The sequence below is a fragment of the Lentzea californiensis genome (genome assembly GCF_024648825.1).
GTDB classification, from domain to species: Bacteria; Actinomycetota; Actinomycetes; order Mycobacteriales; family Pseudonocardiaceae; genus Lentzea; species Lentzea californiensis.
Genome location: NZ_JANBBE010000022.1, coordinates 50,635 through 73,090 on the forward strand (window position 1 = coordinate 50,635; position 22,456 = coordinate 73,090).

Here is a 22,456-nt window from a genome sequence, read left to right on the forward strand (position 1 = left end):
ATGCGTAGTCACCCGGACGCCTGCCCCGGCGCCGTCGAGCTGCACGCCGCGGCCGACGGCGGGCTGGCGCGCATCCGGGTGCCCGGCGGCACTCTTTCCGCTGCTCAGTGGGACGTCGTCCGGCTCGCCGCCGCCGAACTGGGCAACGGCTCGATCGAGATGACCTCGCGCGCGAACCTCCAGATCAGAGGGCTCGCGGACGGCGTGGAGCTGGGTGAGCGGTTGCGTGCGGCGGGCCTGCTGCCCTCCTGGTCGCACGAGCGCATCCGCAACATCGTCGCGGCGCCCCTGGACGACAACCAGGACCTGGTCGACGCGCTGGACGCGGCCCTGTGCGCGGACCCCGGGCTGGCCTCGCTACCAGGGCGTTTCCTGGTCACGGTCGGCGCTTCGGTGAGCGGGCTGGGCGGCGACCTCGGTCTCGTCGGCGATGTGCTCCTGCTCTCCGGTACCGATACAGGTGTCCGCGTCTCCGATCCGGTCGACGCCGTGGTGACCGCCGCCCGCCTGTTCGGGTCGATGCGCGGACCCGCCTGGCGCCTGTCCGAAGTGGACGGCGGTGTGCGAAAGATCACCGCGCACTTCGGCGTCTCGTCCGGTGCCACGTTCACCCCGGTTGTGACGCCTGTCGCACCTTCACCTTTGACGCCAGGTGTTCCGCTGGGCCGGTTGGACGCCTCGCAGCTCCCCGGTGTCGCGCTGCGCCTGACCCCGTGGCGCGGCCTGGTCGTGCCCGCCGGCACCGACGTCACCGGCCTGATCACCGACCCCGCCTCCCCCTGGCACGGCGTCAGCGCCTGCACCGGCCGCCCCGGCTGCGCGAAGTCGCTCTCCGACGTGCGGGCCGATGTGCGCGCCTGGATCGATGGGCACGCTCGGGTCGATGCGCCCGCACAGGCCGATGCACCCGCGCGGACCGAAGCGCCCGCACAGGCCGATGCGTCGCACCACACACACGCGCCAGGCCGGGTACCCCCAATTTCAATTCTAGGGAGCAGGTCCGACAGGCCCGGCGCGGTGCACTGGTCGGGCTGTGCCCGCCGGTGCGGTCGTCCCGCCGGCGATGTGATCGAGTTCGTCGCGACCGGCGACGGCTACGAGGAGATCCGTTGACGCAGTACATCCGGGACGGGGCGGAGATCTACCGCCAGTCCTTCGCCACCATCCGCGCGGAGTCGGACCTCACCAGGTTCCCCGGCGACGTCGCGAAAGTCGTCGTCCGCATGATCCACGCGTGCGGCATGACCGACCTGCCGGACGACGTCGCGTTCTCGCCGAACGTCGTGCGGGACGCCCGCGCGGCGTTGCGGGCGGGCGCACCGATCCTGTGCGACGCCAACATGGTCGCGTCCGGCGTGACCCGCCGCCGGTTGCCGGAGGACAACGAAGTCCTTTGCTACCTCCAGGATCCGCGCACACCCACGCGGGCGCAGGAGATCGGCAACACCCGCAGCGCCGCCGCGCTCGAACTGCTCGCCGACCGGTTCGACGGTGCGGTGATCGCGATCGGCAACGCTCCCACGGCGTTGTTCCACCTCCTCGACCTGATCGCCGCCGGAGCACCGCGGCCCGCCGCCGTTCTCGGCATCCCGGTCGGGTTCATCGGGGCGGCGGAGTCCAAGGAAGCTTTGGCCGCAACGGATCTGGAGCACCTCGTGGTGCGCGGCCGGCGCGGCGGCAGTGCCATGACGGCGGCTGCCATCAACGCGATCGCGAGCGAGGAAGAATGACGGGCAAGCTCTACGGCGTCGGCCTGGGTCCAGGCGACCCGGAACTCGTGACGGTCAAGGCCGCACGACTCATCAGCGAAGCCGACGTGGTGGCGTTCCACAGCGCCCGGCACGGCAAGTCGGTCGCTAAAACCATTGCGGCGCCGTACTTCCGTGACGGTCAAATCATGGAACAGCTCGTCTACCCGGTCACGACCGAGGACACGGACGACTACCAGGGCGAGATCGACGCGTTCTACGAGGAGGCCGCCGGCAAGCTGGCCGCGCACCTCGACGCCGGACGCGACGTCGTCGTGCTGGCGGCGGGAGACCCGTTCTTCTACGGCTCCTACATGCACATGCACAAACGTCTCGCCGACCGCTACGAGTGGGAGGTCGTGCCAGGCGTGACGTCGGTGAGCGGCGCGTCGGCCGTCCTCGGCACTCCGCTGGTGGAACGCGACGAGGTGCTCACGATCCTGCCCGGCACGCTGCCGCCCGCCGAGCTCGCGGCCCGCCTCGCCGACACCGACTGCGCCGCGATCCTCAAGCTGGGCCGCACTTTCGGCAACGTCCGCGAGGCGCTGAAGACGGCCGGGCGGCTCGACGGCGCCTGGTACGTCGAGCGCGCCACGACCGGCCGGCAGAAGATGTCGCCGCTGGCCGACGTCGACCCCTCGACCGTCCCGTACTTCTCCATCGCCGTGCTCCCCAGCCAGTCCCGGCCCGCCAAGCCGAAGGGCGAGGTCGTCGTCGTCGGCCTCGGTCCCGGGGACCGCGCGTGGCTGACGCCGGAGGCCCGTCAGGAGCTCGAGGCCGCCGACGAGCTGGTCGGTTACAGCACCTACCTCAACCGGGTGCCCGAACGGCCTGGCCAGAAGCGGCACTCCTCGCACAACCAGGTCGAGTCCGAACGTGCCGCCTTCGCCCTGGACCTCGCTCGCAAGGGCGCGCGGGTCGCCGTCGTGTCGTCGGGCGATCCGGGCGTGTTCGCGATGGCCACCGCCGTGCTGGAGGTCGCCGCGGAGACCCCGGACGTGCCGGTCCGCGTCATCCCCGGCGTCACGGCGGCGAACGCCGTGGCGGCCAAGGCGGGCGCGCCGCTCGGCCACGACTACGCGGTGATCTCCCTGAGCGACAGGCTCAAGCCGTGGGACGTCATCGCCGAACGCCTCGAAGCCACCGCCAAGGCGGACCTGGTCATCGCGATCTACAACCCGGCGTCCAAGGCCCGCACGCACCAGGTGGCGGACATGCGCGACCTGCTGCTGAAGCACCGCGGCCAGGACACGCCGATCGTCGTGGGACGCGACGTCGGCGGTCCGGAGGAGGAGATCCGCGTCCTCACGCTCGGCGCCCTCGACCCGGAGACGATCGACATGCGCTGCCTGCTGATCATCGGCTCGTCGCAGACGATCGTGACGCCCCAGGGCGTCGTCTTCACGCCCCGGCGGTATCCAACCAGCTGACGGCGGCATCGACGTCGGCCACCGTTTCCGCCGGCGGGAGCGGCGGCCGGCGCACGATCACGACAGGCACACCGAGCTGACGCGCGGCTTCGAGCTTGGCCGACGTCATCGAGCCGCCGCTGTCCTTGGTGACGAGCACGTCGATCTCGTGTGACCGCATCAGCTCCAGCTCACCGTCCACAGTGAACGGACCGCGCGACAGCAGCACCTCGACGCGGTGCGGCATCGGCGGTTCCGGAGGTTCGACCATCCGCGCCAGGAACCACTGCGGGCACTCGGCGAACTCCGCGAGGTCCTGCCGCCCGGTCGTGAGGAAGACCCGCTCCCCCGGCAGGTCGCGCGCGGCATCGGCGACGCTGTCCACCCACCGCCATCCGGGCTGCGGCGTGAACCCGGGCCGTCGCAGGATCAGCAACGGCACGCCGACCCGTGAACAGGCCTCGAAGGCGTTCGAGGTGATCTGCCGCGCGAAGGGGTGGGTCGCGTCGACCACGGCGTGGACGTCGTTGTCCCGCAACCACTGCGCGAGACCGTCGACCCCGCCGAAGCCGCCGATCCGGACCTCTCCGGCGGGAAGGGCGGGGTTGCTCACCCGGCCCGCGAGTGAGGACACGGCGGGCACGCGGGAGGCCAGCGCTCGCGCTTCCCCCGTGCCGCCGAGGATCAGGATCATCGAACCCGGGTGGCCGAGTACAGGTGGCTGTCCGGGAACTGCGTGGCCCCGAGCACCTGCCCGATGATGATCACCGCGGTCCGCTTGATCCCGGCGGCCTCGACCTGCGCGGCGATGTCGTCCAGCGTCCCCCGCAACACGACCTCGTCCTCGCGCGAGGCGTAGGCGACGACCGCGACCGGGCAGTCCAGCCCGTAGTTCGGCACCAGCTCCGCGACCACGTCCGAGATCCGCTGCACGGCGAGGTGCAGCACGAGGGTCGCGTGGCTGCGACCCAGCGTGTCCAGGTCCTCACCCTCGGGCATCGGCGTCGCGCGCTGCGAGGTCCGCGTCAGGATGACCGTCTGCCCGACGCCCGGCACGGTCAGCTCGCGCTGCAGCGACGCCGCGGCGGCCGCGAAGGCCGGCACGCCGGGAGTCACGTCGTAGGCGATCTCCAGCGCGTCCAACCGGCGCATCTGCTCGGCCATCGCACTGAACACCGAAGGGTCTCCGGAGTGCAGCCGCGCCACGTCCAGTCCCTGTTCCGAGGCGGCGACCAGCTCGGCGACGATCTCGTCCAGCGTCAGCGACGCAGTGTCGACCTTGCGCGCGTCCGCGGGGCAGAAGTCCAGCAGCTCGACCGGCACCAGCGCGCCCGCGTACAGGCACACCGGCGACGACTCGATCAGCGACCGCCCCCGCACCGTGATCAGGTCGGCCGCTCCGGGCCCGGCCCCGATGAAGTGCACGGTCACTTCGTCACGCTCCACGTCGTCACGGGCATGTGCGGCCGCCAGCCGGTGAACTTGCCGACCGCGGAGCCGCGGTTCACCGAGATCCGCACCAGGTCACCGCCGAGCCGCGCGTACCACTGCGCGACCACGGCCTCGGACTCCAGCGTCACCGCGTTGACGACCAAACGACCGCCTGCGGCCAAAGCGTCCCAGCAGGCCTGCAGCACGCCGGGCACCGTCACGCCGCCGCCGATGAAGATCGCGTCGGGCTTCTCCAGCCCCTCCAACGCGTCCGGCGCCCGTCCGATGTGGACCTCCACGCCGGGCACGCCCAGAGACGCAGCGTTACCGGCGATTCGCTCTGCGCGTTCGACCGACTGCTCGACGGCGATCGCCCGGCACGTCGGATGCGTTCGCGCCCACTCGATCGCGATCGAACCCGACCCCGCCCCGACGTCCCACAGCAGCTGCCCGGGCAGCGGCGCCAATCTCGACAGCGAAATAGCCCGCACCTCTCGCTTCGTCAGCTGGCCATCGGATTCATAAGCGTCATCAGGCAGTCCGGGGACCCGTGAGAGAGCGCTCCCGCGGTACTCGATCGCGATCACGCACAGCGGGTCCGAGTCCTGCCCGGACCAAGGGTAAACCCGCTCGGCGGGACCACCTAGCTGTTCGAGCACAGTGATGTGTCCGGCCAGTGCCGCAACGGTTGCCGGGTCCCCACCGAGCACGAGCACGCGCTGTCCCGGCGTCAACACGGGGCGTAGCAGGTCGGCGGATCGGGCCACCAGCGACACGACCTCGACCTCGTTCAACGCCCAGCCGAGCCGGGCGCAGGCGAGCGACACGGAGGACGGGTGCGGGATCACCGTCACCCTCTCGCCCAGCAGCCGCACCAGGGTCGTGCCGATGCCGTGGAACATGGGGTCACCGGACGCCAGCACGCACACGTCGCGGTACTCCTCGAACAGCGCGGGCAACGCCGGCACCAGCGGCGACGGCCACGCGACCCGTTCGAACTCCCCCGGCACCAGGTCGAGCTGCCGGCGCGAGCCCATCAGCACACGCGACCGGGAAACCGCCTGCTGAGCAGCAGGAGAGAGCCCGTCCCACCCGTCGGCCCCGATGCCGACGACCACGACGTCAGACGGTGCCGGTGACACGCTGCACCTGAATCTCGATCACGACGCGCTCCGGGTTGACCCGCGGCTGCTTGTAGCGCAACGCATACCGCCGCACGGCCTCGTCGACGGATTCCACGTCGTCGCGCACGACGGCCGGTCCCTCCAACGTGGACCAACGCCGACCGTCCACCTGGCACACGGCGGCATACCCGGCGGCGCGCACGTGCTTGACCTTCCACGACGCGCCGTGCGTGATGATCCGCGCGATGCCGGTCTCGGCGTCCAGCGTGACGCCGACCGGCACCACGTGCGGAGTCCCGCCGGGACGGACGGTGGACAACGTGCACAAGTGCCGTTCAGCCCAGAACTCGGCGAACTCGGCACCCCGGTCGATCGACATGCCCCAAATCATGCACACGCGGCGGTCGTGAACGAAAATCGCCGCACCAGCGGAAGCCACTTCCGATAGGCGGAAAGGTCGTCCGGCACCGCGAGATCACCGACCACCCGGTCCATCTCCTGCCGCCAGTCCACGCCCGATTCAATGGCGTCGAACAGAGCGTCGCACTGCCCCGACCTGCCGACCAGCGCCGCCAGCAACACCAGCACGACCCGGTAGTCAGTGCTCAGGAACCCGTCGGACTCCAGCACGGCCGTGCGGGCCCTGACCAGCCGATACAGGTTCACCAACCGCTTGGCGGCACGCGGTGTGCGCACCAGCGGCGCGAGGCTCTCCAGGTACAGCAGTTCCGGCCCGGTGATGCGCATGCCACGTGGCGCCTGGCCGGGCGAGTCACCCGGCTCCTCGACGGGCTCCGGGTTCGCCACCCACGGCAGGTCCTGGGGGTCGTCGTTGAGCGGCGTGAGATAACTCGCCTCGCCGAACTCCTCCCCCGCCAGGTCCGACACCAGCCGCCGGAATCCCAGGTCCTCCATCGGCCGGAGTGCGAAGGACACCTGGAAGATCTTCTCCAGGTAGTCGACCGGATCGTCCAGCATCTCGGTGTAGTGCTGTTTCAAGGCCCGGAGCAGCCACCGCGCGTCCACACCGACCACCACCACGAACACGGGCTGCGCGAGCAGCAGGTGCACCGCCTCCAGCACCTTGATCACGATGGGCGGAGGGCACCGGTCGAGGTCGTCGATGTAGAGCACGATCCGCTCGGGCCCGGCGGTGCTGGAGGCGAGAATCGCCGCGAACATCTCCAAGTCCTTGCGCACCAGCGAAACGACTCCGAGGTGCTGCTGGTAGTCGCTGTCGCGGGTGCGCGCGTACTCGGTGACGTCCGGCGCCAGCTCCGCGATCGACCGCTCCAGCCCCTCGATCTCCTCGTCCAGTTCGGCGAGCCGGTCGTCCAGGGGGTCCTGTCGATCCTTGAGCTCCCGGAACCACGTCACGGCCTTGCCGGCGCGTGCGAGCACCGGTGTCGCGGCCGCGACCAGTGCGCCGAGCGCCAGCGCCCACTTCGCCGTCACCACGAACAGCCCGGCGACGACCAGCACCCCCAGCAGCAAAGTGACGATCGCGGCGCGGTCCTTGCGGACCTGTCCCCACACGAACTCCGGCACGGTCACACCGGGCGCCACGAACGACAGGTCGCCCTGGGACAGCTGCCGGGAGAGCCTGCGACGCGCCGAGCCGAGGGTCTTCTGCTGCTTGGCGGCGACCGCCATCCGCTCGAGCCGGACGGCCGCCAGCCGGTCCACCAGCGAGGTCTTCTCCTTGCGCTGCTCGGCGAACTCGTCGGCGATGCGCTCCAGGTCGTGCGCCGACCCGCTGGCCAGGGTGTCGAAGATGTGGGTGGCGAGCGACGCCCAGAGATCGGCCTCGACGTAGTGCCAGGCGTTGAACCTGATCTGCCGCACCGACGAGCAGTACACGGGGTGGCGCTGCGAGAGGTCGTCGATCCGCCGTTCCAGCTGCCGCATGAAGAAGCTCTTGCCACTGCCCCAGCTGCCGAACAACCCGATCGACAGCGGCGGCTTGATCAGCCTTGACGCCACCAGATCCGCGAGCATCGCGACGTCGGCTTCGATGCCGAGCCGGTCGGCTCCGCTCTCGTCGTCCGCCCGGTAGCCGGCGTGCACCCGAATCGGCCCGGCCTGCCGGACGTGGTGCAGGAACTCCTGCACGGTGTCGACCGGTGGCAACGACGGGTACAGCCGCCGGATGTCGTCCTTCTCCTCTTCGCTCAGGTAGAGCGGCACCCGGACGACAACGGCGCCCTCGGCCCAGTCCCACTCGCCGCCCACCGCCGGCACGAACACGATGACCCAGCGCGGAACGGTCCTGTCCACCTGTGCGGGTGGTCCGCCGTAGTCGAACCACGCCACCGAGTCCGGGACCGGAGGCTCTCCTTCCCCGGGATTGACCGCGATGGGCTTGTCCGGCAGTACGCGCAGCAGGGCCTCGTAGACGGCCCTCCGTGCACCGGCGCCGCCGGCCTCGGCCTCCACGATCACCACGCCGGGACGACGCAGCGCGCGGTCCAGCTGTACGTCGACGTCGCGCGGCAGGTAAACGCCTGGTGAGCCGCTCGGCTCCTTCAGCAGCTTCGTCCTGTCGACGTCCCGAACCCAAGGAAGATCATCCGCCACAACCGATGATTGTGGCGGATGATCGGGACCTACGTGCGGACTACGGGTAGTTGACGACGTTCACCGGCACGGTGCCCGGTGGTGTCACCCCGCCCACGTTGTTGATCACGTGGGTGATCGTTCCCTGGTAGTTGAGCGACACGGTCAGCAGGTTGTGCATCCTCACGCCGGGCCGGTTGGGCACCTCGAACGCGTTCTCGGCCCGCACGGACGGGTTGACGTTGAAGAAGCAGTAGCTGCCGAGCCCCCACGCCTCGTGCGTGGTGACGTTGTCGCCGACCTTGTAGGCCGCGTATCCGGCCTGCCCGTTCGGCCTGTTCCAGATCGCCTGGTTCGGCACGTCGTACGGCATCTCGTTCTGGTAGAAGATGGTCCGCCCACGCTCGCCGTTCCAGATGGTCTGGTACTTCTGGTAGTGCTCGACGAACAGGCCCGTGGCCAGCACGTCGTTGCCGTTCACGACCAGGCCGGTGTCACCGATCGCCTCGTCCCAGCCCCAAGTGCCGGCGTTGCCGTGGTCGGCACGCCAGATCCAGCTGTGGTCGATGATCGTGTTGTGGCTGTTGACGACCAGGCTGTTGGTCGCCTTGCCCGCGATCGCCCCGCCGACGCGGAAGAACACGTCCTGCAGGGTGGTCGGGTTGGACGCGTGCGACGCCGACGAACCCGCCGGGCCGACGGTCAGCAGCGAGTTCGACAGGGTCGTGCCCGCGTCGAACAGGATGCCCTTGATCCGCACGCCGTCGACGTCCGCGACCTGCATCGCGGTGACGCCGTTCTGCGGCACGATCGTCGCGTAGCCGATGCCCAGCACGACGGTGTTCGGCCGCGTGATGTTGATCGTCTGGTTGACGTTGTAGATGCCGGGCGTGAAGAACAGGTTGCAGCCCTGACCCAGTGCCGCGTTGATCGTCGCGGCGGTGTCGCCGGACTTCACGACGTAGAACTGACTCATCGGCAACGAGGTGCCGGGCGTGCCGCCGTTGATCCACGACGCACCGGAGGCGTTGGTGCGCAGCGAAGGCAGGAACACCCTGTACTGGTTGCCGTCGAGGTAGAGGTAGGGCACGTCGCGCGAGATCGGCGTCGTCGCGAGGTTCGTCGACGGCGGGTTCGGGAACGTGGTCGCGGGTGCGCCCGGCGTTCCGGAGAACACCATGTTCCACACGCCGCCGTTCCAGCTGCCGTAGTTGGAATCACGCGTGTACCACTGCTGCTGCGAAACCGACGCGGTCTGCCCGGACACGCGGGTGTCGGCCGTGTAGCCACCACTCGCGAACCCGTAGCTCGCCGGGTAGAGCGCCAGGTTGCCGCGGACGTCCATGCGCCGGAACGGCGCCGCCTGCGCGACGGCCCACCGGTTGGTGCCACTGGCCGGGTTGACCGCCATGTTCTCGGCGGAGCGCCAGAAGTTCTGCAGCGCCACACCCTTGTCGGACTCGTTGAACGCGTCCACGGTGATGTCACCGTTGATCAACACGTCACCGGGGTTGCGGCCGAGGCCCGAGACGGACGTGTAGTAGCCGACGTCGTCGTGGATACCGTTGTAGGTACCGGGCTTGAACAGGTGCGCGACCCGCCGCGGCGCCATCTGCGCGGTGATCGTGTCCTTCTGGTTGTTGAAGTCCGTGTCGAGCTGCGCCTGGATGCTCGTGGCGGACATGCCCGGGTCGAAGATGCGCGTGTTCGGCCCGAAGTTCGGGTTGTCGGACTGCACACAACCCTGCTGCGTACCGATCGTGTAGGTCGCGCTGGCCACGGCCGAGTTCGCGAGACCGGACTTGATGCCGATCGCGTTGATGGTCCTGTTGCTGGGCACCGAAATCGGCCCGCTGTAGACCGGCGAACTGCTCGTCGGCGTCGACCCGTCCACTGTGTACCGGATCGTCGACCCGGAGGTCGCGGTGGAGATCGTCACCGTCTGCGCGGACGCGTAGGCACCACCCGGCGGGCTGAACGTCGGCGTCGCGACCGGCGTGCCGATCACGTACGACGCGCTGCCGACCGACGAGTTCGCCTGACCCGACTTGATGCCGATCGCGTTGATGGTCCTGTTGCCGGACACGGAGATCGGCCCGCTGTAGACCGGCGAACTGCTGGTCGGCGTCGACCCGTCGACCGTGTAGCGGATCGTCGCACCCGACGTGGACGTCGAGATCGTGACGGTCTGCGCGGTTGAGTAGGTACCGCCCGGCGGACTGAAGGTCGGTGTCGCCACCGGCTGCGCCGCACCCTGGTGGGTGTAGCTGAAGTGCGGGGTGTCGTACTGCGGCCCGGACTTCTCGTAGGTGAACCAGTAGTCGACCACTGTGCCGGACGACAGCGACCCGACGGTCTTCTGCCAGGTCCCGGCGTTGTTGGTCATCCGGAAGTTCTGCTGACCTTGGCCGGAGATCAGGTAGTGCACGTCGACGTAGACAGCAGGGGTCGTCGGCGTGAAGTTGATCCGGGCTTGAGTCGCGTCGATCGCGGTCACGTTCTGCGTGTAGTCGTCGGCCGCGTACGCGGCCTCGACCGTCGCCAATGACGACAGGGCAATCGCTACGGCGGCCAGTCCGCGCCGCCATCTCACCTTTGAGAGCGCTCTCACACCTGGAACGGTAAAGCTGAGATGGCAATGAGGGAAGACGCAAGTTACAAGAAAGCTGCGCGGCTCCAGCGGGACACGAACGGAGCAGCGCGGTTGTTTTCACCCGAACGAGCACCTGATTGTGTTGAATACAAGCCATAGCGTCGACCTATGACTGCATCCACCGCTCACAGCCGGGATTTGGGTGACGAGCTCCGGCGCCTCCGCGAGACCTGCATGGGCCTTGCTGGCAACAAGATGGCCGAGAAGCTGGGCTGGGACCCCAGCAAGGTCTCAACAGTTGAGAACGGCAGGGCCCGCGCCAGCGAGGTCGACCTCATCCAGTACTTGTCGATGTGCGGCAAGGACATCGACTTCATCAACGACTTCAAGCGCCGCTACCAGTACGCCTTCGAGGAGTACCGGGTGCAGGTGTCCGACAACCTCCGGACGATGGTTCTGGCGGAGTCGACCGCCATCACGCTCATGAGCTACGACGCGATGACGATGCCAGGCCTTACACAGTCACCTGAATACGCCGACGCCATCTACCGGATGACTGGTCTGGTCACCGAAGAGCGGATTCCGAACCTCGTCCAGTACAGGATCGAGCGGCAGGCGATCCTGCGCCGACACGATCGGCCGACTTGCGTGTTTTACGTCCATGAGCATGCGCTGGAGTTGCAGGCCGGCAGCGCAGAGGTCATGGAGGACCAGTACGCCCGGCTGCTGTTCAACACCCACATCATCCGGATCGTGCCCAAGGACGCACCGATCGTCGCCTCCAGCTTCGTGCTCTGGGAGTTCGAGAAGGCGCGGTCGCTCGTCTTCAGCGAGACGATCCATGCGAACGTCTTCGTGGAGGATCCCGGCGCCATAGCCCGCACACGTCTCATCTTCGATCGCCTGGATCAACTCGCCTTGAGTGCGGAACAATCGCGGAGCAAACTGGCGGAGTACGTCAGCCCACCGCGAGAGGACTTCGATGACTCAGGACCGCACTTGGCGTACTAGCAGCTACAGCGGCGGAGCGGAGGACAGCAACTGCGTCGAGGTGTCCCTCGCCCAGAACGCCCTGGTCCGGGACTCGAAGAACGCGAGCGGCGGCGTGCTCGCGTTCTCCTCCCCGGCCTGGCAGGACCTGCTCAGGTTCCTCGGTTCTCGTTGAGGTAGTTGTAGATCGTGTACCGGGTGACCTCCAGGACACCCGCCAGGTGGTCGACCGAGTCGCGGATGAGGAAGAACCCTGCCTCGTCCAGCACTCGGACGACCTGCGACTTGTGCACCTTCTTCATCAGCTCGACCGGCACGCCCACGTCGGCGATGGCCTTTTCCACCAACACCCGCTGAAGCGTGTCCACGTCCTGTGGAAACGACTCCACAGGCCCGGAAGCCTCGTGGGCGGCGAGTTTGTTGACGCACAAGCAACCCACGGCGACACCCGCCGCGTCGCGGACGAACGTCGTCGACGACCAGATCGCGCGGCCGTCCGGCGCATACGTCTCGTAGCCGGGCATGTCGGTGGTCGTGCCGCGCCTCACCAGGCCCAGCAACAGGTCCGTCATCGGGCCGCCCACCTGGCGGCCGGTCAGCGAACCGGCGATCGCGATGATCGAGTTCGGCAGGCGGGTCAGGTCGTGCACCACCACCTCGGTGTCCGGGCCCAGGGCGGAGGCGAGACTGTCGATGGTCGGCACCAGCGCCGAGAGCGCGGCCGGGATCGGCGAGGAAGCCGTGCCGGACAACGACTTCAGTGCTGCTCGCAGGCGTTCCAGCGTGCCGCGCGACGTGGTGGCGTGCGGTGAGAGGCGGACGTGCTCCGGGCGGACCGTGGCGGTGATTCCGAAGGCGTTCAACGCTTCGCCGACCACCGAGGCGGCCTCGGGCATGGTGAACGCCAGGATGCCGGCGCGGCGTTCGCGGGCGGAGACGATCTTGCCGCCGCTCGACAGCACGATCTCCTCCACCTCGGCGACGACGTCGGCCACTGCCGTGTCCAGCGCGGAGACTCCGGCCAGCTCGACTAGTTCCAGGGCCTCCGCGAAGGCGCCTGACACGACCGGCGAGAGGTTGGTGATGTTCCAGGCGGCGGCGTCCGGGGCCGCGTCGTGGACCGAGTCGTCGAACAGGCCGGCGTCCACCGCGCCGGTCCAGCCGGACAGCACTGGCGAAAGGCGTTCCAGGGCACGGTCCGACAGGACGACGAATCCGGTGCTCCACCCCGCGCGCAACCACTTCTGGCCGCCTACCACCAGCACGTCGGCCAGTTCCCACGGTTCGTCGACCACGCCGAAGCCCTGGATGCCGTCCACGACCAGCAGGCGGTCACCGACCACTTCGCGCAACGCCGCCAGGTCCGCGCGGTAGCCGGTGCGGAAGTCCACAGCGGACACCGACAGAGCGGAGACCTCGGGAGTCAAGCGAGTTGCGACGGCGGCCGGGTGCACCGGGCCGTCCAGCAGCACGGAAGGGAGGCCCGCCCGCACCCACGGGTAGGTGTTGGACGGGAACTCCGCGGCCGAGTACATGACCGTGCCGGACAGCCCGAAGGCCGCCTGGAACAGGCCGATCGACGTGTTCGGCACCAGCGCGACGTGGTCGGTGTCCGAACGGCAGAGCCGCGCGACGGCGGCCTTCACCCGTTGTTCCTCGCGCATCAGGGTGTCCACAGTGGATGGACCGGCCAGGGAGGCCTGTTCCATCAACCGCGCGGTGGCCGTGACCACCGGCAGGGAGGGCGGGCCGAAGCGGGCGAAGTCGAGATACCCCTCCGGTTCGCGGAACTGGGCGAGGTACGCGGCGTCGATCAAGTCAGAGCACCTTTGCGAGGAACTGTCGCGTGCGCGGCTGCTGCGGATTGTCCAGCACGTCGGACGGTGTGCCGGACTCCACCACCGCGCCGTCGACGAGGAACACCACGCGGTCGGCGACCGAGCGGGCGAAGCCGATCTCGTGGGTGACCACGATCATCGTCATGCCGTCGCGGGCCAGCGAGGTCATCACGTCGAGCACCTCGCCGACCAGCTCCGGGTCCAACGCGGACGTGGGCTCGTCGAACAGCATCAGCTTGGGTTTCATCGCCAGAGCGCGCGCGATCGCAACACGTTGCTGCTGGCCGCCGGAGAGCTGGCCGGGGTAGGCCGAGGCCTTCTCGGCCAGTCCCACCCGTTCCAGCAGCGTGAGCGCCTCCGCACGAACTTCCGCGCGGCCACGCCCGAGGACCTGGACCGGTCCCTCCATGACGTTCTCCAGCGCCGTGCGGTGCGGAAACAGGTTGAACCGCTGGAACACCATGCCGACGTCGCGCCGCTGGTGCGCGGCGTCGCGTTCGCGCAGCTCGTACAGCTTGCCGCCGGACGCCCGGAACCCGACGGGCACGCCGTCGACCCAGATGCGGCCGGCGTCGATGGTCTCCAGGTGGTTCACGCAGCGCAGGAACGTCGACTTGCCGGCGCCGGACGGGCCGAGCAGGCAGACGACCTCGCCGCGCTCGACCTCCATGTCGATGCCCTTGAGGACCTCGGTGTGGCCGAACGACTTGCGGACCCCAATCGCCTCAACGAGGGCCATAAGCACGCTCCAGGTAGTGCTGGCCGATCGACGCGAGGGACACCATCACGAGGTACCAGGCCGCGGCGGCGAACAGGGTTTCCATGATCTCCAGGTTGCGCGACGAGATGTTGTTCGCGGCGTGGATGAGCTCCAGGAAGGCGATCACCGACGCCATCGAGGTGCCCTTGATCATGTTGATGAAGTTGTTGCCCGTCGGCGGGATGATCACGCGCATCGCCTGCGGCAGCACGACCCGGCGCAGCGTCGTCATCGGCGTCATGCCGATCGACTTGGCCGCCTCGGTCTGCCCCTCGTCGACGCTGCTCAGGCCGGCGCGGACGATCTCGGCCATGTAGGCGCTCTCGTTGAGGCCCAGGCCGAGCAGCGCCGCGACGAACGCGGTCATGACCACGTTGGTGGGCACGGAGAACAGCCCCGGGATGCTGACGTTCTGGAACACCAGCGCGAGGTTGAACCAGATCAGGATCTGCAGCAGCACCGGCAGGCCGCGGAACAGCCAGATGTAGCCGACCGCGAACCACCGCGCGACGGGGTTCGCGGACAACCGCATCAGCGCGATGATCACGCCGAGGACGATCGCGCCGCCCTGCGCGGCGAGGGCGAGCACGATGGTGTTGAGCAGGCCTTCGAGCATCACGGGGTGCGTGAAGAACCCCGGCACGTGCTCCCACTGGATCTGGGCCTCGGACATCGACCAGCCCAGACCCGCGATGACCAGCACGATCACCGCGCCGCTGATCCACCGCCAGGGGTGGCTCAGCGGCACGACGACCAGTTCCTCGCGGACGTCGTTCATGCGGGTGTCACTTGCCATTGATGGCGGCCTTCGTGATCGCGCCCTGCTTGATGTCCCAGGTGGTGACGATCTTGTCGTAGGTGCCGTCGTCGATCAGGGACTGCAGCGCGCCCTTGATCGCCTCGGACAGCTTGGCGTTCTTCTTCGCGACCCCGATGCCGTACGGGCCGCCGTTGATCGGCGCGAGCGGCACGACCTCGAAGTACTGGCCGTCGCCCGCGGTCTTCGCGACGTAGACGGCGGTCGGCAGGTCGTTGAGGATCGCGGCGACGCGGCCGGTGCGCAGCTGGTTCTGGTTGCCGGTGTCGCTGTCGGTGACGCTGAGCGTGACCTCCGGCTTGCCCGCGGCCAGGCACTTCTGGCTCTGCTCCTTGCCGAACTGCTCCTGCGAGCTGCCCAGGTTCACGGCGATGCCCTTGCCGCACAGGTCCTCGACGGACTTGACGCCCTGCGGGTTGCCCTTCTGCACCATGATCGTGATGCCGGAGGTGAAGTAGTCGACGAAGTCGATCTTCTGCTGGCGCTCGGCGGTGTCGTTCATCGCGGCCATCGTCACGTCGACGCGCCCGGTCTCGAGGCTCGTGATCAGCGAGCTGAACGCCATGTCGCTGTGCTCGGCCTTGAGCCCGAGCCTGGCGGCGATCGCCTTGATCAGGTCGACCTCGGACCCCATCGGGGTCTTGCCGTCCTGGTCGTAGAAGTTGTTCGGCGGGTTCTGGATGTTCGACCCGACCTTCAACGTGCCGGCCGAGGCGATCTCGGGCGGCAGCAGCGCGGCGAGCGCGTCGTCCTTCTTGACCGAGGACAGATCGGACGACGGCGGAGTGGACGTCTGAGTGGACTCAGGCGTGGACCCGCAGGCAGCGAGCCCCAGTACGAGCAGCGAGGTCACGAGCAGGCGCGGCTTCATGGCGGGGACCGTACAACGTCCAGTTGAAGACGTCCACAAAAAGTTGAAACCGGGCGTGACCGGGGGCACGCGGGGAATTCCATCGGCCCCTGCTCCGTTGGATCGGATGCCCCCACCGAACTAGGAGGACCAACATGGCGACGGTCGAGCTGACCAAGGAGAACTTCGACGAGGTGGTCGGTGACTCCGACGGCTCCGGCATCGTCCTGGTCGACTTCTGGGCCGAGTGGTGCGGCCCGTGCCGCGCGTTCGGGCCCACTTACGAGGCCGCGTCGGACAAGAACGAGGACATCGTGTTCGGCAAGGTCGACACCGAGGCGCAGCAGGAGCTCGCGGCCACGTTCGGCATCCGGTCGATCCCGACGCTGATGATCGTGCGGGAGGGTGTCGTGCTGTTCTCGCAGCCGGGCGCGCTGCCCGGTCCGGCCCTGGACGGATTGATCCAGCAGGCACGCGACGTGAACATGGAAGAGGTCCACGCGAAGGTCGCGGAGGCCCAGGCACAACAGGGCTGATTGGTCTGCTGCACCTGTGGGTACCTGACGTGCATGAACACCGACACGTCGACCGCGCAGCTGGTACACCAGCTGTCCGAGCAGGTGAGCAGGCTCGCTCGCGATGAGATCCGTCTCGCTGTCGCAGAGCTGAAGGACAAAGGCAAGCACGCCGGTGTCGGCGCCGGGATGTTCGGCGTGGCCGGCGTGTTCGCGTGGTGGGGCGGGCTGAGCGTTGTCGCCGGCCTGATCCTGCTGCTGGCTCTCGTAGTACCGCCGTGGGCGGCCGCGTTGATCGTCGCGGCCGCCCTTCTGGTGTTCGCGGGCATCTTCGCGCTCGTGGGCAAGGGCCAGGTCAAGCAGGCAGCTCCACCGGTACCGAGGCAGGCGATGGACAACGTCCAGCAGGACATCGCGACGATCAAGGAGAGTGCGCACCGATGACCGAACCCAAGGACCAGCTGCAGCGCGACGTCGAACGCACGCGGCGCGAGCTGGGTGAGACGGTGGAAGCGTTGGCGCACAAGGTCGACGTGCCCGGCCGCGTCAAGGAACAGGCGCACGAGACGGCCGAGCGCGTGAAGACGCAGGCCCAGGAGACGGCCGGGCGGGTCAAGGTGCAGGCCCAGGAGACGGCCGGCCGGGTGAAGGAGCAGGCGAACGAGACGGTCGCGAAGGTGACCGCCGCGACCAACGAGGCGATCGACTCGCTGCCCGAGCCCGTCGCCGAGCAGGTCGAGAAGGCGCGCCGGCACCCCGGTGCCATCGCCGCCGCGCTGATCGCACTGATCGTGGCGATCTGGGCGATCTCGAGGAGGAACCGATGAAGCTGCTGTACCGCCCGCTGGGAATGCTGTTCGGTGCGCTCGGGGGCTTCCTCGCGACCGCGATCTTCGGCCAGATCTGGAAGCTCGTGGCGGGCGACAAGGAAGCACCCAGCGCCACCATGCGCAACCGCGCCTGGACCGAGATCCTGATGGCCGCGGCCATCCAGGGTGCGATCTTCGGCCTGGTCAAGGCCGCCATCGACCGCGGTGGCGCCAAGGGATTCCAGAAGCTCACCGGCGAATGGCCCGGTGACGAGGAAGACTGACAGAGCCGATCCGGACGCCCGGCCCGTACGCGGGCCGGGCGTCGGCGTCTGCACCTGCGAACATTTGAACACTCAACTACTCTGACCCTCATGCCACAGCCAGAGGGTGAAGAGCTCGCCGCCATCCGCGCCAAGCGCGACGAACTGCGCGAGCAGTACGTGAAGCCACTCGCCGAGCGGGGCGGATCGCCGACGCGCGGAGTTCACCACATCGCGCTGATCTGCAAGGACGTCGAGGAGACCATCCGGTTCTACCAGGAGTTCCTCGGCTTCCCGCTGGTCGAGCTCGTGGAGAACCGCGACTACAACGGCTCCAGCCACTTCTTCTTCGACCTCGGCGCCAAGAACCTGCTGGGGTTCTTCGACTTCCCCGGCCACGACCACCCGGCGTTCTCCGAGACGATCGGCGCCGTTCAGCACCTGGCCCTCTCGACCTCCCCCGAGCGGTTCGACGAGATCAAGTCCAAGCTGGACGAGGCCGGGATGGAGTACCTGGGCCCCGACCGCGGCGTCGAGGACAGCCTGTACATCCGCGACCCCAACGGTGTAGGGATTGAGTTCTACCGGGAAGTTCTCGGCGAGTTCGAAGGCACGACACTGATCAACTAGGACGGAGTCGCAGTGGCGCAAGAGGTCAAGGGCATCGTCGCCCGGGGCAAGGGACAACCGGTCGAGCTCACCTCGGTGCTGGTGCCCGACCCCGGTCCCGGCGAGGCAGTGGTGAAGATCCAGGCGTGCGGTGTCTGCCACACCGACCTGCACTACCGCGAGGGCGGCATCAACGACGACTTCCCGTTCCTGCTGGGCCATGAGGCCGCGGGTGTCGTGGAGTCGGTCGGTTCCGGCGTCACGGACCTGGAGCCCGGCGACTTCGTCGTGCTGAACTGGCGCGCGGTCTGCGGCACGTGCCGCGCCTGCCGTCGCGGCAAGCCCTGGTACTGCTTCTCGACGTTCAACGCGTCGCAGCCGATGACGTTGGTGGACGGCACGAAGCTCTCGCCCGCACTGGGCATCGGCGCGTTCGTGGAGAAGACGCTCGTCCACTCCGGACAGTGCACCAAGGTCGACCCGTCCGCCCGTGCCGCGGCAGTGGGTCTGCTGGGCTGCGGCGTGATGGCGGGCGTGGGTGCCGCCATCAACACCGGTGGCGTCACGCGCGGCGACTCGGTGGCCGTGATCGGCTGCGGCGGTGTCGGTGACGGCGCCATCGCGGGCGCCCGCCTCGCCGGTGCCGCGAAGATCATCGCCGTCGACACGGACCCGCGGAAACTGGAGTGGGCCAAGGGATTCGGCGCCACGCACACCGTCAACGCCCGTGAGGTGGACGACGTCGTGACGGCGATCCAGGACCTGACGGACTCGTTCGGCGCGGACGTCGTGATCGACGCGGTCGGCCGCCCGGAGACGTGGAAGCAGGCGTTCTACGCCCGCGACCTCGCCGGAACCGTTGTCCTGGTGGGTGTTCCGACGCCCGACATGCAGATCGAGATGCCGCTGATCGACTTCTTCTCGCGCGGCGGCTCGCTCAAGTCCTCGTGGTACGGCGACTGCCTGCCGACGCGCGACTTCCCGATGCTCGTGGACCTGTACCAGCAGGGCCGCTTCGACCTGGACGCGTTCGTCAGCGAGGAGATCCCGCTGGACGGCGTCGAGGGCGCGTTCGAGAAGATGCACCGCGGCGAGGTGCTGCGATCGGTCGTGGTGTTCTGATGCCGCTTCGTGTTGACCACACCGTCACGTCCGGCACCTTCTCGCTGGACGGCGAGACCTTCGACGTGGACAACAACGTCTGGGTCGTCGGCGACTCCTCGGAGTGCGTCGTCATCGACGCGCCGCACGACGTGGACGCGATCCTGAAGGCCGTCGACGGCCGTCGTGTCGTGGCGATCCTCCTGACCCACGCGCACGACGACCACGTCCGCGTCGCGCCGGACCTGGCTCACGCGACGGGCGCGCCGATGGCGTTGCACCAGGCCGACCACGTGGTGTGGAACCTGACGCACACCGGCGTGATCCCGCACCAGGCGCTGGAAGACGGCCAGGTGATCACCGTCGCCGGCGAGGAGATCCACGTGCTGCACACGCCAGGGCACTCCCCTGGAGCCGTGTGCTTCTACGTGCCGTCGCTGGGCGCGGTGTTCACCGGCGACACGCTGTTCCAGGGCGGGCCGGGCGCGACGGGCCGGTCGTTCTCGGACCGGCCGACGATCGAGGCGTCGATCCGGGAGAAGCTGCTGACGCTGCCCGGCGACACGGTGGTGCACACGGGCCACGGCGACGACACCACGATCGCCGCCGAGGTGTTCTAACGCGTTAGAACCGCGGAGGCCGCTTCTCCAGGAACGCCGTCACGCCTTCGGCGTAGTCGGCGCTGGAGGCGGCCTCCGCGTACAACGCGCGCACGAAGTCGTCCTCGTGGCCGCCGTCCGTGATCGAGTTGATGATCTTCTTGGCGCCCCGGACGGAGACCTGCGCGCGGCCCGCGATCTGCTCGGAGAGCTCCTTCACGCGGGCGTCCAAGGACTCGACGACCTCGTTCACGAGGCCGATCCGCAGGGCCGTCGCCGCGTCGATCAGGTCGGCCGAGAACAGGATCTGCTTCGCCCAGGCCGGGCCCACCGCGTCCACCAGCGCCTTGGTGGAGGTGAAGTTGTAGACGATGCCGAGCTTCGCCGGTGTGATGCCGAAGCGGGCGTCCTCGGCCGCCACCCGGATGTCGCAGGCGAGGGCGATCTCACAGCCGCCGCCGACGCAGAACCCGGACACCGCGGCGATCGTGGGTTTGTCCAGTTGTGCGATCGCGCGCTCGCCGTTGTGGACAGCTTCGCCGTAGTGAGCGGCGCCCTCGGCACCCCGCCGCAGGGTCGAGAACTCGGCGATGTCGGCACCTGCGGAGAAGTGCCCACCGCCACGGATCACGAGCACCCGCACGGCCTCATCTGCGGAAACCTGAGCCAGGAGCCCCGGCAGCGCCGACCACATGTCGTACGACATCGCGTTGCGCTTGGCCGGGCGGTTGATCGTCAACGTGGCGACCGGACCGGCCGCGGACAGCTCCAGGAACTCGCTCACTCGCCGCACGATACCTACCGCCTCCTGGCGCCACGCGCGGTCTCAGGTGGGTAGCGATGCGTTCACCTCCTTGTAAAGTCCGGGCCGAAGAGGGGGAGGAAACGTGACGGCGGCTGCCATCGGTGCTTCCACGCTGCGCACGCTCTCGGTGCGGTTGCGCACCAGCGCGCCGGTGTCCGCGCGCATCCTCTCCGAACTCGCGAGCGAGCTCGACCGGGGCGGGCCGGTGGCGGACCTGCTGTGTTCGCACAGCGCCGTGCACAGCCCGTTGTTCGGCATCCAGGCGCTCGCGGGCGTGCGGTTGCTGATGCTGTCGGGCAAAGCGCCGGAGCTCAGCCAGCGGTTCGCCAGCGCGCACGCGGCCGCGATGGCCGGGGAGTCCGACTCGACGGCGCTGCTGGCGTGGCTGGCCGCCCGGCGCGCGATCGTGGAGAACGCGGGCGACATCCTCGCGGCGCTCGACCGGACGGTGCAGCAGCACCAGCCGAAGACGGCCGCGTATCTACTGCGCGGCCTCACGATGATCGGTGCGCCGAAGGTCCGGCTGCTCGAACTCGGTGCCTGCGCCGGCCTCAACCTGATCCTCGACCACTACCGCTGGTTCGGCCTCGGCTGGGAATGGGGCGACAGGGACTCGCCGGTGCGCCTGGCCGCCGTCGGGCCGCAGCCGCCGAACCTCGAGATCGTCGGCAGGGCCGGTTGCGACCTGCAGCCGCGCGACCCCGCCGACCCCAAGCACGCGATGATCCTGCACTCGTTCATCCCGCCGGAGCACGACGCGCTGCGGTGGGACCTCGACGACGCCATCGAGCTCGCCGCCAAGGTCGGCGTGAAGGTCGCGCGCTCCCCCGCCGGGCGGTGGCTGCGGGAGAACCTCGTGCCGCCCGACGACCGCGGCACGTACACGGTGATCTGGCACAGCTCGTTCTGGGCGTACCTGACCGAGGACGAGCGCAACGAGATCGAGACGACGCTGACCGCGGCGGCCGGCTCGATGCCGCTCGCGCGCGTCGCCTACGAGTCGACAGATTTTCGCTCGAACCCCCGTCTGACGGTCACCATCTACAGCTAGTGTCCTGCGCCGGAAATTCGTCATCAAAGTATGAAGGTTGATGAGGGGAGCTTTCATCAACCTCAGGTTTGGGAAAGCTCCCCTCATCAACGTCGCGGGGCCTCAGCCACGCCGTCATCAACTGCACGCGGGGCGCTTTCGTGCGCTCCACGCGCACGAAAGCGCCCCGCGTGCGGCACAAACGGCAGGGACTTCAGCGGCGGACTTCCGGCGTAGGGCACTAGTAGTGCTTTGTTAGGTGTTGCTGACCTTGGGTGTTGTTGTGTTGGGTGTTCGGGTCTGGACGGGTTGTCGGCAGGTGTGGCAGACGCCTGTCCAGACCGCGAGTAAGGCTTGGAGTTCGCGCAGGACCGCGTAGAGCGTCAGGCCTGCGCAGGGGCTTTTGGGGTGCGGCGGAGCTGGGTGCAGATGGCTTGAGCGACGGCGGCGAGGGTGACGTGGCGGTGCCAGCCGAGCCAGGCGCGGCCTTCGAAGTGGTCGAGGCCGAGGCCGTCTTTGAGTTCGCGGTAGTCGTGCTCGATGCGCCAGCGGATCTTGGCCAGCCGCACCAGATCCCGCAGCCGGATGTCCGCCGGCAGGGTGGACAAC

The 22,456-nt window shown here is 68.6% G+C and carries 25 protein-coding genes; 13 read left to right on the forward strand and 12 right to left on the reverse strand.

The window, feature by feature from the left end; translation table 11 throughout:
* The 3 genes from LX88_RS42235 to LX88_RS42245 are packed head-to-tail and all read left to right on the forward strand — an operon-like array spanning nucleotide 1 to nucleotide 3,178.
* Nucleotides 1-1,113, forward strand: coding sequence for a ferredoxin-like domain-containing protein (locus LX88_RS42235; RefSeq protein WP_258953365.1), 1,113 nt, complete (start codon nucleotides 1-3; stop codon nucleotides 1,111-1,113).
* Nucleotides 1,110-1,730 carry a precorrin-8X methylmutase gene (locus LX88_RS42240; protein ID WP_258953366.1) on the forward strand — a complete coding sequence of 207 codons (621 nt, stop codon included), beginning with the start codon at nucleotides 1,110-1,112 and terminating at the stop codon, nucleotides 1,728-1,730. The genes LX88_RS42235 and LX88_RS42240 overlap by 4 nt, the downstream gene beginning before the upstream one ends.
* Entirely contained in the window at nucleotides 1,727-3,178 is a 1,452-nt protein-coding gene (locus LX88_RS42245) for a precorrin-2 C(20)-methyltransferase (RefSeq protein ID WP_258953367.1), read from the forward strand. The genes LX88_RS42240 and LX88_RS42245 overlap by 4 nt, the downstream gene beginning before the upstream one ends.
* Here LX88_RS42245 and LX88_RS42250 read toward each other — a convergent pair.
* Genes LX88_RS42250 through LX88_RS42275 form a run of 6 tightly spaced genes read right to left on the reverse strand, consistent with a single transcriptional unit; the run spans nucleotide 3,150 to nucleotide 10,879 of the window.
* The gene (locus LX88_RS42250) at nucleotides 3,150-3,851 is read right to left on the reverse strand and encodes a cobalt-precorrin-6A reductase (RefSeq protein WP_258953368.1); all 702 of its coding nucleotides are present in this window, start codon (nucleotides 3,849-3,851) and stop codon (nucleotides 3,150-3,152) included. The genes LX88_RS42245 and LX88_RS42250 overlap by 29 nt on opposite strands.
* The gene (cobM, locus tag LX88_RS42255) at nucleotides 3,848-4,588 is read right to left on the reverse strand and encodes a precorrin-4 C(11)-methyltransferase (RefSeq protein WP_258953369.1); all 741 of its coding nucleotides are present in this window, start codon (nucleotides 4,586-4,588) and stop codon (nucleotides 3,848-3,850) included. Before cobM ends, LX88_RS42250 begins: the two co-directional genes overlap by 4 nt.
* Nucleotides 4,585-5,730 (reverse strand): precorrin-6y C5,15-methyltransferase (decarboxylating) subunit CbiE, encoded by a 1,146-nt coding sequence (cbiE, locus tag LX88_RS42260; RefSeq protein ID WP_258953370.1) that lies wholly within the window; start codon nucleotides 5,728-5,730, stop codon nucleotides 4,585-4,587. Before cbiE ends, cobM begins: the two co-directional genes overlap by 4 nt.
* Nucleotides 5,711-6,091 carry a TIGR03618 family F420-dependent PPOX class oxidoreductase gene (locus LX88_RS42265; protein ID WP_258953371.1) on the reverse strand — a complete coding sequence of 127 codons (381 nt, stop codon included), beginning with the start codon at nucleotides 6,089-6,091 and terminating at the stop codon, nucleotides 5,711-5,713. The genes cbiE and LX88_RS42265 overlap by 20 nt, the downstream gene beginning before the upstream one ends.
* An 8-nt stretch (nucleotides 6,092-6,099) precedes the next feature.
* Nucleotides 6,100-8,289 (reverse strand): P-loop NTPase fold protein, encoded by a 2,190-nt coding sequence (locus LX88_RS42270; RefSeq protein ID WP_258953372.1) that lies wholly within the window; start codon nucleotides 8,287-8,289, stop codon nucleotides 6,100-6,102.
* A 40-nt stretch (nucleotides 8,290-8,329) separates the two neighbouring features.
* Complete coding sequence (locus LX88_RS42275) at nucleotides 8,330-10,879, reverse strand: pectate lyase-like domain-containing protein (RefSeq protein ID WP_258953373.1); 2,550 nt, start codon at nucleotides 10,877-10,879, stop codon at nucleotides 8,330-8,332.
* Between the two features lie 150 nt (nucleotides 10,880-11,029).
* On the opposite strand from LX88_RS42275, the gene LX88_RS42280 reads away from it, so the two are divergent.
* Both LX88_RS42280 and LX88_RS42285 read left to right on the forward strand, forming a co-directional pair.
* Complete coding sequence (locus tag LX88_RS42280) at nucleotides 11,030-11,872, forward strand: helix-turn-helix domain-containing protein (RefSeq protein ID WP_258953374.1); 843 nt, start codon at nucleotides 11,030-11,032, stop codon at nucleotides 11,870-11,872.
* Nucleotides 11,844-12,026: a DUF397 domain-containing protein gene (locus tag LX88_RS42285; protein ID WP_258953375.1), complete on the forward strand. Its 183-nt coding sequence runs from the start codon at nucleotides 11,844-11,846 to the stop codon at nucleotides 12,024-12,026. Before LX88_RS42280 ends, LX88_RS42285 begins: the two co-directional genes overlap by 29 nt.
* Here the strand turns inward: LX88_RS42285 and LX88_RS42290 are convergent.
* Genes LX88_RS42290 through LX88_RS42305 form a run of 4 tightly spaced genes read right to left on the reverse strand, consistent with a single transcriptional unit; the run spans nucleotide 12,004 to nucleotide 16,137 of the window.
* The gene (locus LX88_RS42290; RefSeq protein WP_258953376.1) at nucleotides 12,004-13,668 is read right to left on the reverse strand and encodes an aminotransferase class V-fold PLP-dependent enzyme; all 1,665 of its coding nucleotides are present in this window, start codon (nucleotides 13,666-13,668) and stop codon (nucleotides 12,004-12,006) included. The genes LX88_RS42285 and LX88_RS42290 overlap by 23 nt on opposite strands.
* A gap of 1 nt (nucleotide 13,669) precedes the next feature.
* Nucleotides 13,670-14,428, reverse strand: a complete 759-nt coding sequence (locus tag LX88_RS42295) for an amino acid ABC transporter ATP-binding protein (RefSeq protein WP_258953377.1) — start codon at nucleotides 14,426-14,428, stop codon at nucleotides 13,670-13,672.
* Nucleotides 14,415-15,245 carry an amino acid ABC transporter permease gene (locus LX88_RS42300; protein ID WP_372511536.1) on the reverse strand — a complete coding sequence of 277 codons (831 nt, stop codon included), beginning with the start codon at nucleotides 15,243-15,245 and terminating at the stop codon, nucleotides 14,415-14,417. Before LX88_RS42300 ends, LX88_RS42295 begins: the two co-directional genes overlap by 14 nt.
* Nucleotides 15,235-16,137 carry an ABC transporter substrate-binding protein gene (locus LX88_RS42305; RefSeq protein ID WP_090072596.1) on the reverse strand — a complete coding sequence of 301 codons (903 nt, stop codon included), beginning with the start codon at nucleotides 16,135-16,137 and terminating at the stop codon, nucleotides 15,235-15,237. The genes LX88_RS42300 and LX88_RS42305 overlap by 11 nt, the downstream gene beginning before the upstream one ends.
* 134 nt (nucleotides 16,138-16,271) lie before the next feature.
* Here LX88_RS42305 and LX88_RS42310 point away from each other — a divergent pair, with 134 nt between their 5' ends.
* The 7 genes from LX88_RS42310 to LX88_RS42340 all read left to right on the forward strand — a co-directional run bounded on the left by LX88_RS42310 (nucleotide 16,272) and on the right by LX88_RS42340 (nucleotide 20,033).
* Entirely contained in the window at nucleotides 16,272-16,652 is a 381-nt protein-coding gene (locus LX88_RS42310; RefSeq protein WP_258953378.1) for a thioredoxin family protein, read from the forward strand.
* A gap of 33 nt (nucleotides 16,653-16,685) precedes the next feature.
* Nucleotides 16,686-17,075: a phage holin family protein gene (locus LX88_RS42315; protein ID WP_090072592.1), complete on the forward strand. Its 390-nt coding sequence runs from the start codon at nucleotides 16,686-16,688 to the stop codon at nucleotides 17,073-17,075.
* Complete coding sequence (locus LX88_RS42320) at nucleotides 17,072-17,458, forward strand: DUF3618 domain-containing protein (RefSeq protein WP_258953379.1); 387 nt, start codon at nucleotides 17,072-17,074, stop codon at nucleotides 17,456-17,458. Before LX88_RS42315 ends, LX88_RS42320 begins: the two co-directional genes overlap by 4 nt.
* Nucleotides 17,455-17,724, forward strand: coding sequence for a DUF4235 domain-containing protein (locus tag LX88_RS42325; protein ID WP_258953380.1), 270 nt, complete (start codon nucleotides 17,455-17,457; stop codon nucleotides 17,722-17,724). Before LX88_RS42320 ends, LX88_RS42325 begins: the two co-directional genes overlap by 4 nt.
* A gap of 90 nt (nucleotides 17,725-17,814) precedes the next feature.
* Nucleotides 17,815-18,333 (forward strand): VOC family protein, encoded by a 519-nt coding sequence (locus LX88_RS42330; RefSeq protein WP_258953381.1) that lies wholly within the window; start codon nucleotides 17,815-17,817, stop codon nucleotides 18,331-18,333.
* Between the two features lie 12 nt (nucleotides 18,334-18,345).
* Nucleotides 18,346-19,434 carry an S-(hydroxymethyl)mycothiol dehydrogenase gene (locus LX88_RS42335; RefSeq protein WP_258953382.1) on the forward strand — a complete coding sequence of 363 codons (1,089 nt, stop codon included), beginning with the start codon at nucleotides 18,346-18,348 and terminating at the stop codon, nucleotides 19,432-19,434.
* On the forward strand, nucleotides 19,434-20,033 hold the full coding sequence (locus tag LX88_RS42340; RefSeq protein ID WP_090072584.1) for an MBL fold metallo-hydrolase: 600 nt from the start codon (nucleotides 19,434-19,436) through the stop codon (nucleotides 20,031-20,033). Before LX88_RS42335 ends, LX88_RS42340 begins: the two co-directional genes overlap by 1 nt.
* Nucleotides 20,034-20,037: 4 nt before the next feature.
* Here LX88_RS42340 and LX88_RS42345 read toward each other — a convergent pair whose 3' ends face one another.
* Nucleotides 20,038-20,796, reverse strand: a complete 759-nt coding sequence (locus LX88_RS42345; RefSeq protein ID WP_258953383.1) for an enoyl-CoA hydratase/isomerase family protein — start codon at nucleotides 20,794-20,796, stop codon at nucleotides 20,038-20,040.
* Between the two features lie 103 nt (nucleotides 20,797-20,899).
* On the opposite strand from LX88_RS42345, the gene LX88_RS42350 reads away from it, so the two are divergent.
* Nucleotides 20,900-21,868, forward strand: a complete 969-nt coding sequence (locus LX88_RS42350; protein WP_258953384.1) for a DUF2332 family protein — start codon at nucleotides 20,900-20,902, stop codon at nucleotides 21,866-21,868.
* 362 nt (nucleotides 21,869-22,230) lie between these two features.
* Here the strand turns inward: LX88_RS42350 and LX88_RS42355 are convergent.
* On the reverse strand, nucleotides 22,231-22,456 hold a 226-nt coding region (locus tag LX88_RS42355), incomplete at its 5' end, for a transposase (protein ID WP_307792136.1).

What these genes read in the sequence shown, in the direction of transcription:
- LX88_RS42315 (WP_090072592.1), top strand. Translation starts at nt 16,686, where the DNA reads ATGAACACCGACACGTCGACCGCGCAGCTGGTACACCAGCTGTCCGAG.
- LX88_RS42320 (WP_258953379.1), top strand. Translation starts at nt 17,072, where the DNA reads ATGACCGAACCCAAGGACCAGCTGCAGCGCGACGTCGAACGCACGCGG.
- LX88_RS42330 (WP_258953381.1), top strand. Translation starts at nt 17,815, where the DNA reads ATGCCACAGCCAGAGGGTGAAGAGCTCGCCGCCATCCGCGCCAAGCGC.
- LX88_RS42295 (WP_258953377.1), bottom strand. Translation starts at nt 14,428, where the DNA reads ATGGCCCTCGTTGAGGCGATTGGGGTCCGCAAGTCGTTCGGCCACACC.
- LX88_RS42285 (WP_258953375.1), top strand. Translation starts at nt 11,844, where the DNA reads ATGACTCAGGACCGCACTTGGCGTACTAGCAGCTACAGCGGCGGAGCG.
- LX88_RS42325 (WP_258953380.1), top strand. Translation starts at nt 17,455, where the DNA reads ATGAAGCTGCTGTACCGCCCGCTGGGAATGCTGTTCGGTGCGCTCGGG.
- LX88_RS42265 (WP_258953371.1), bottom strand. Translation starts at nt 6,091, where the DNA reads ATGTCGATCGACCGGGGTGCCGAGTTCGCCGAGTTCTGGGCTGAACGG.
- LX88_RS42310 (WP_258953378.1), top strand. Translation starts at nt 16,272, where the DNA reads ATGGCGACGGTCGAGCTGACCAAGGAGAACTTCGACGAGGTGGTCGGT.
- LX88_RS42340 (WP_090072584.1), top strand. Translation starts at nt 19,434, where the DNA reads ATGCCGCTTCGTGTTGACCACACCGTCACGTCCGGCACCTTCTCGCTG.
- LX88_RS42250 (WP_258953368.1), bottom strand. Translation starts at nt 3,851, where the DNA reads ATGATCCTGATCCTCGGCGGCACGGGGGAAGCGCGAGCGCTGGCCTCC.
- LX88_RS42235 (WP_258953365.1), top strand. Translation starts at nt 1, where the DNA reads ATGCGTAGTCACCCGGACGCCTGCCCCGGCGCCGTCGAGCTGCACGCC.
- LX88_RS42245 (WP_258953367.1), top strand. Translation starts at nt 1,727, where the DNA reads ATGACGGGCAAGCTCTACGGCGTCGGCCTGGGTCCAGGCGACCCGGAA.
- LX88_RS42280 (WP_258953374.1), top strand. Translation starts at nt 11,030, where the DNA reads ATGACTGCATCCACCGCTCACAGCCGGGATTTGGGTGACGAGCTCCGG.
- LX88_RS42305 (WP_090072596.1), bottom strand. Translation starts at nt 16,137, where the DNA reads ATGAAGCCGCGCCTGCTCGTGACCTCGCTGCTCGTACTGGGGCTCGCT.
- LX88_RS42300 (WP_372511536.1), bottom strand. Translation starts at nt 15,245, where the DNA reads ATGGCAAGTGACACCCGCATGAACGACGTCCGCGAGGAACTGGTCGTC.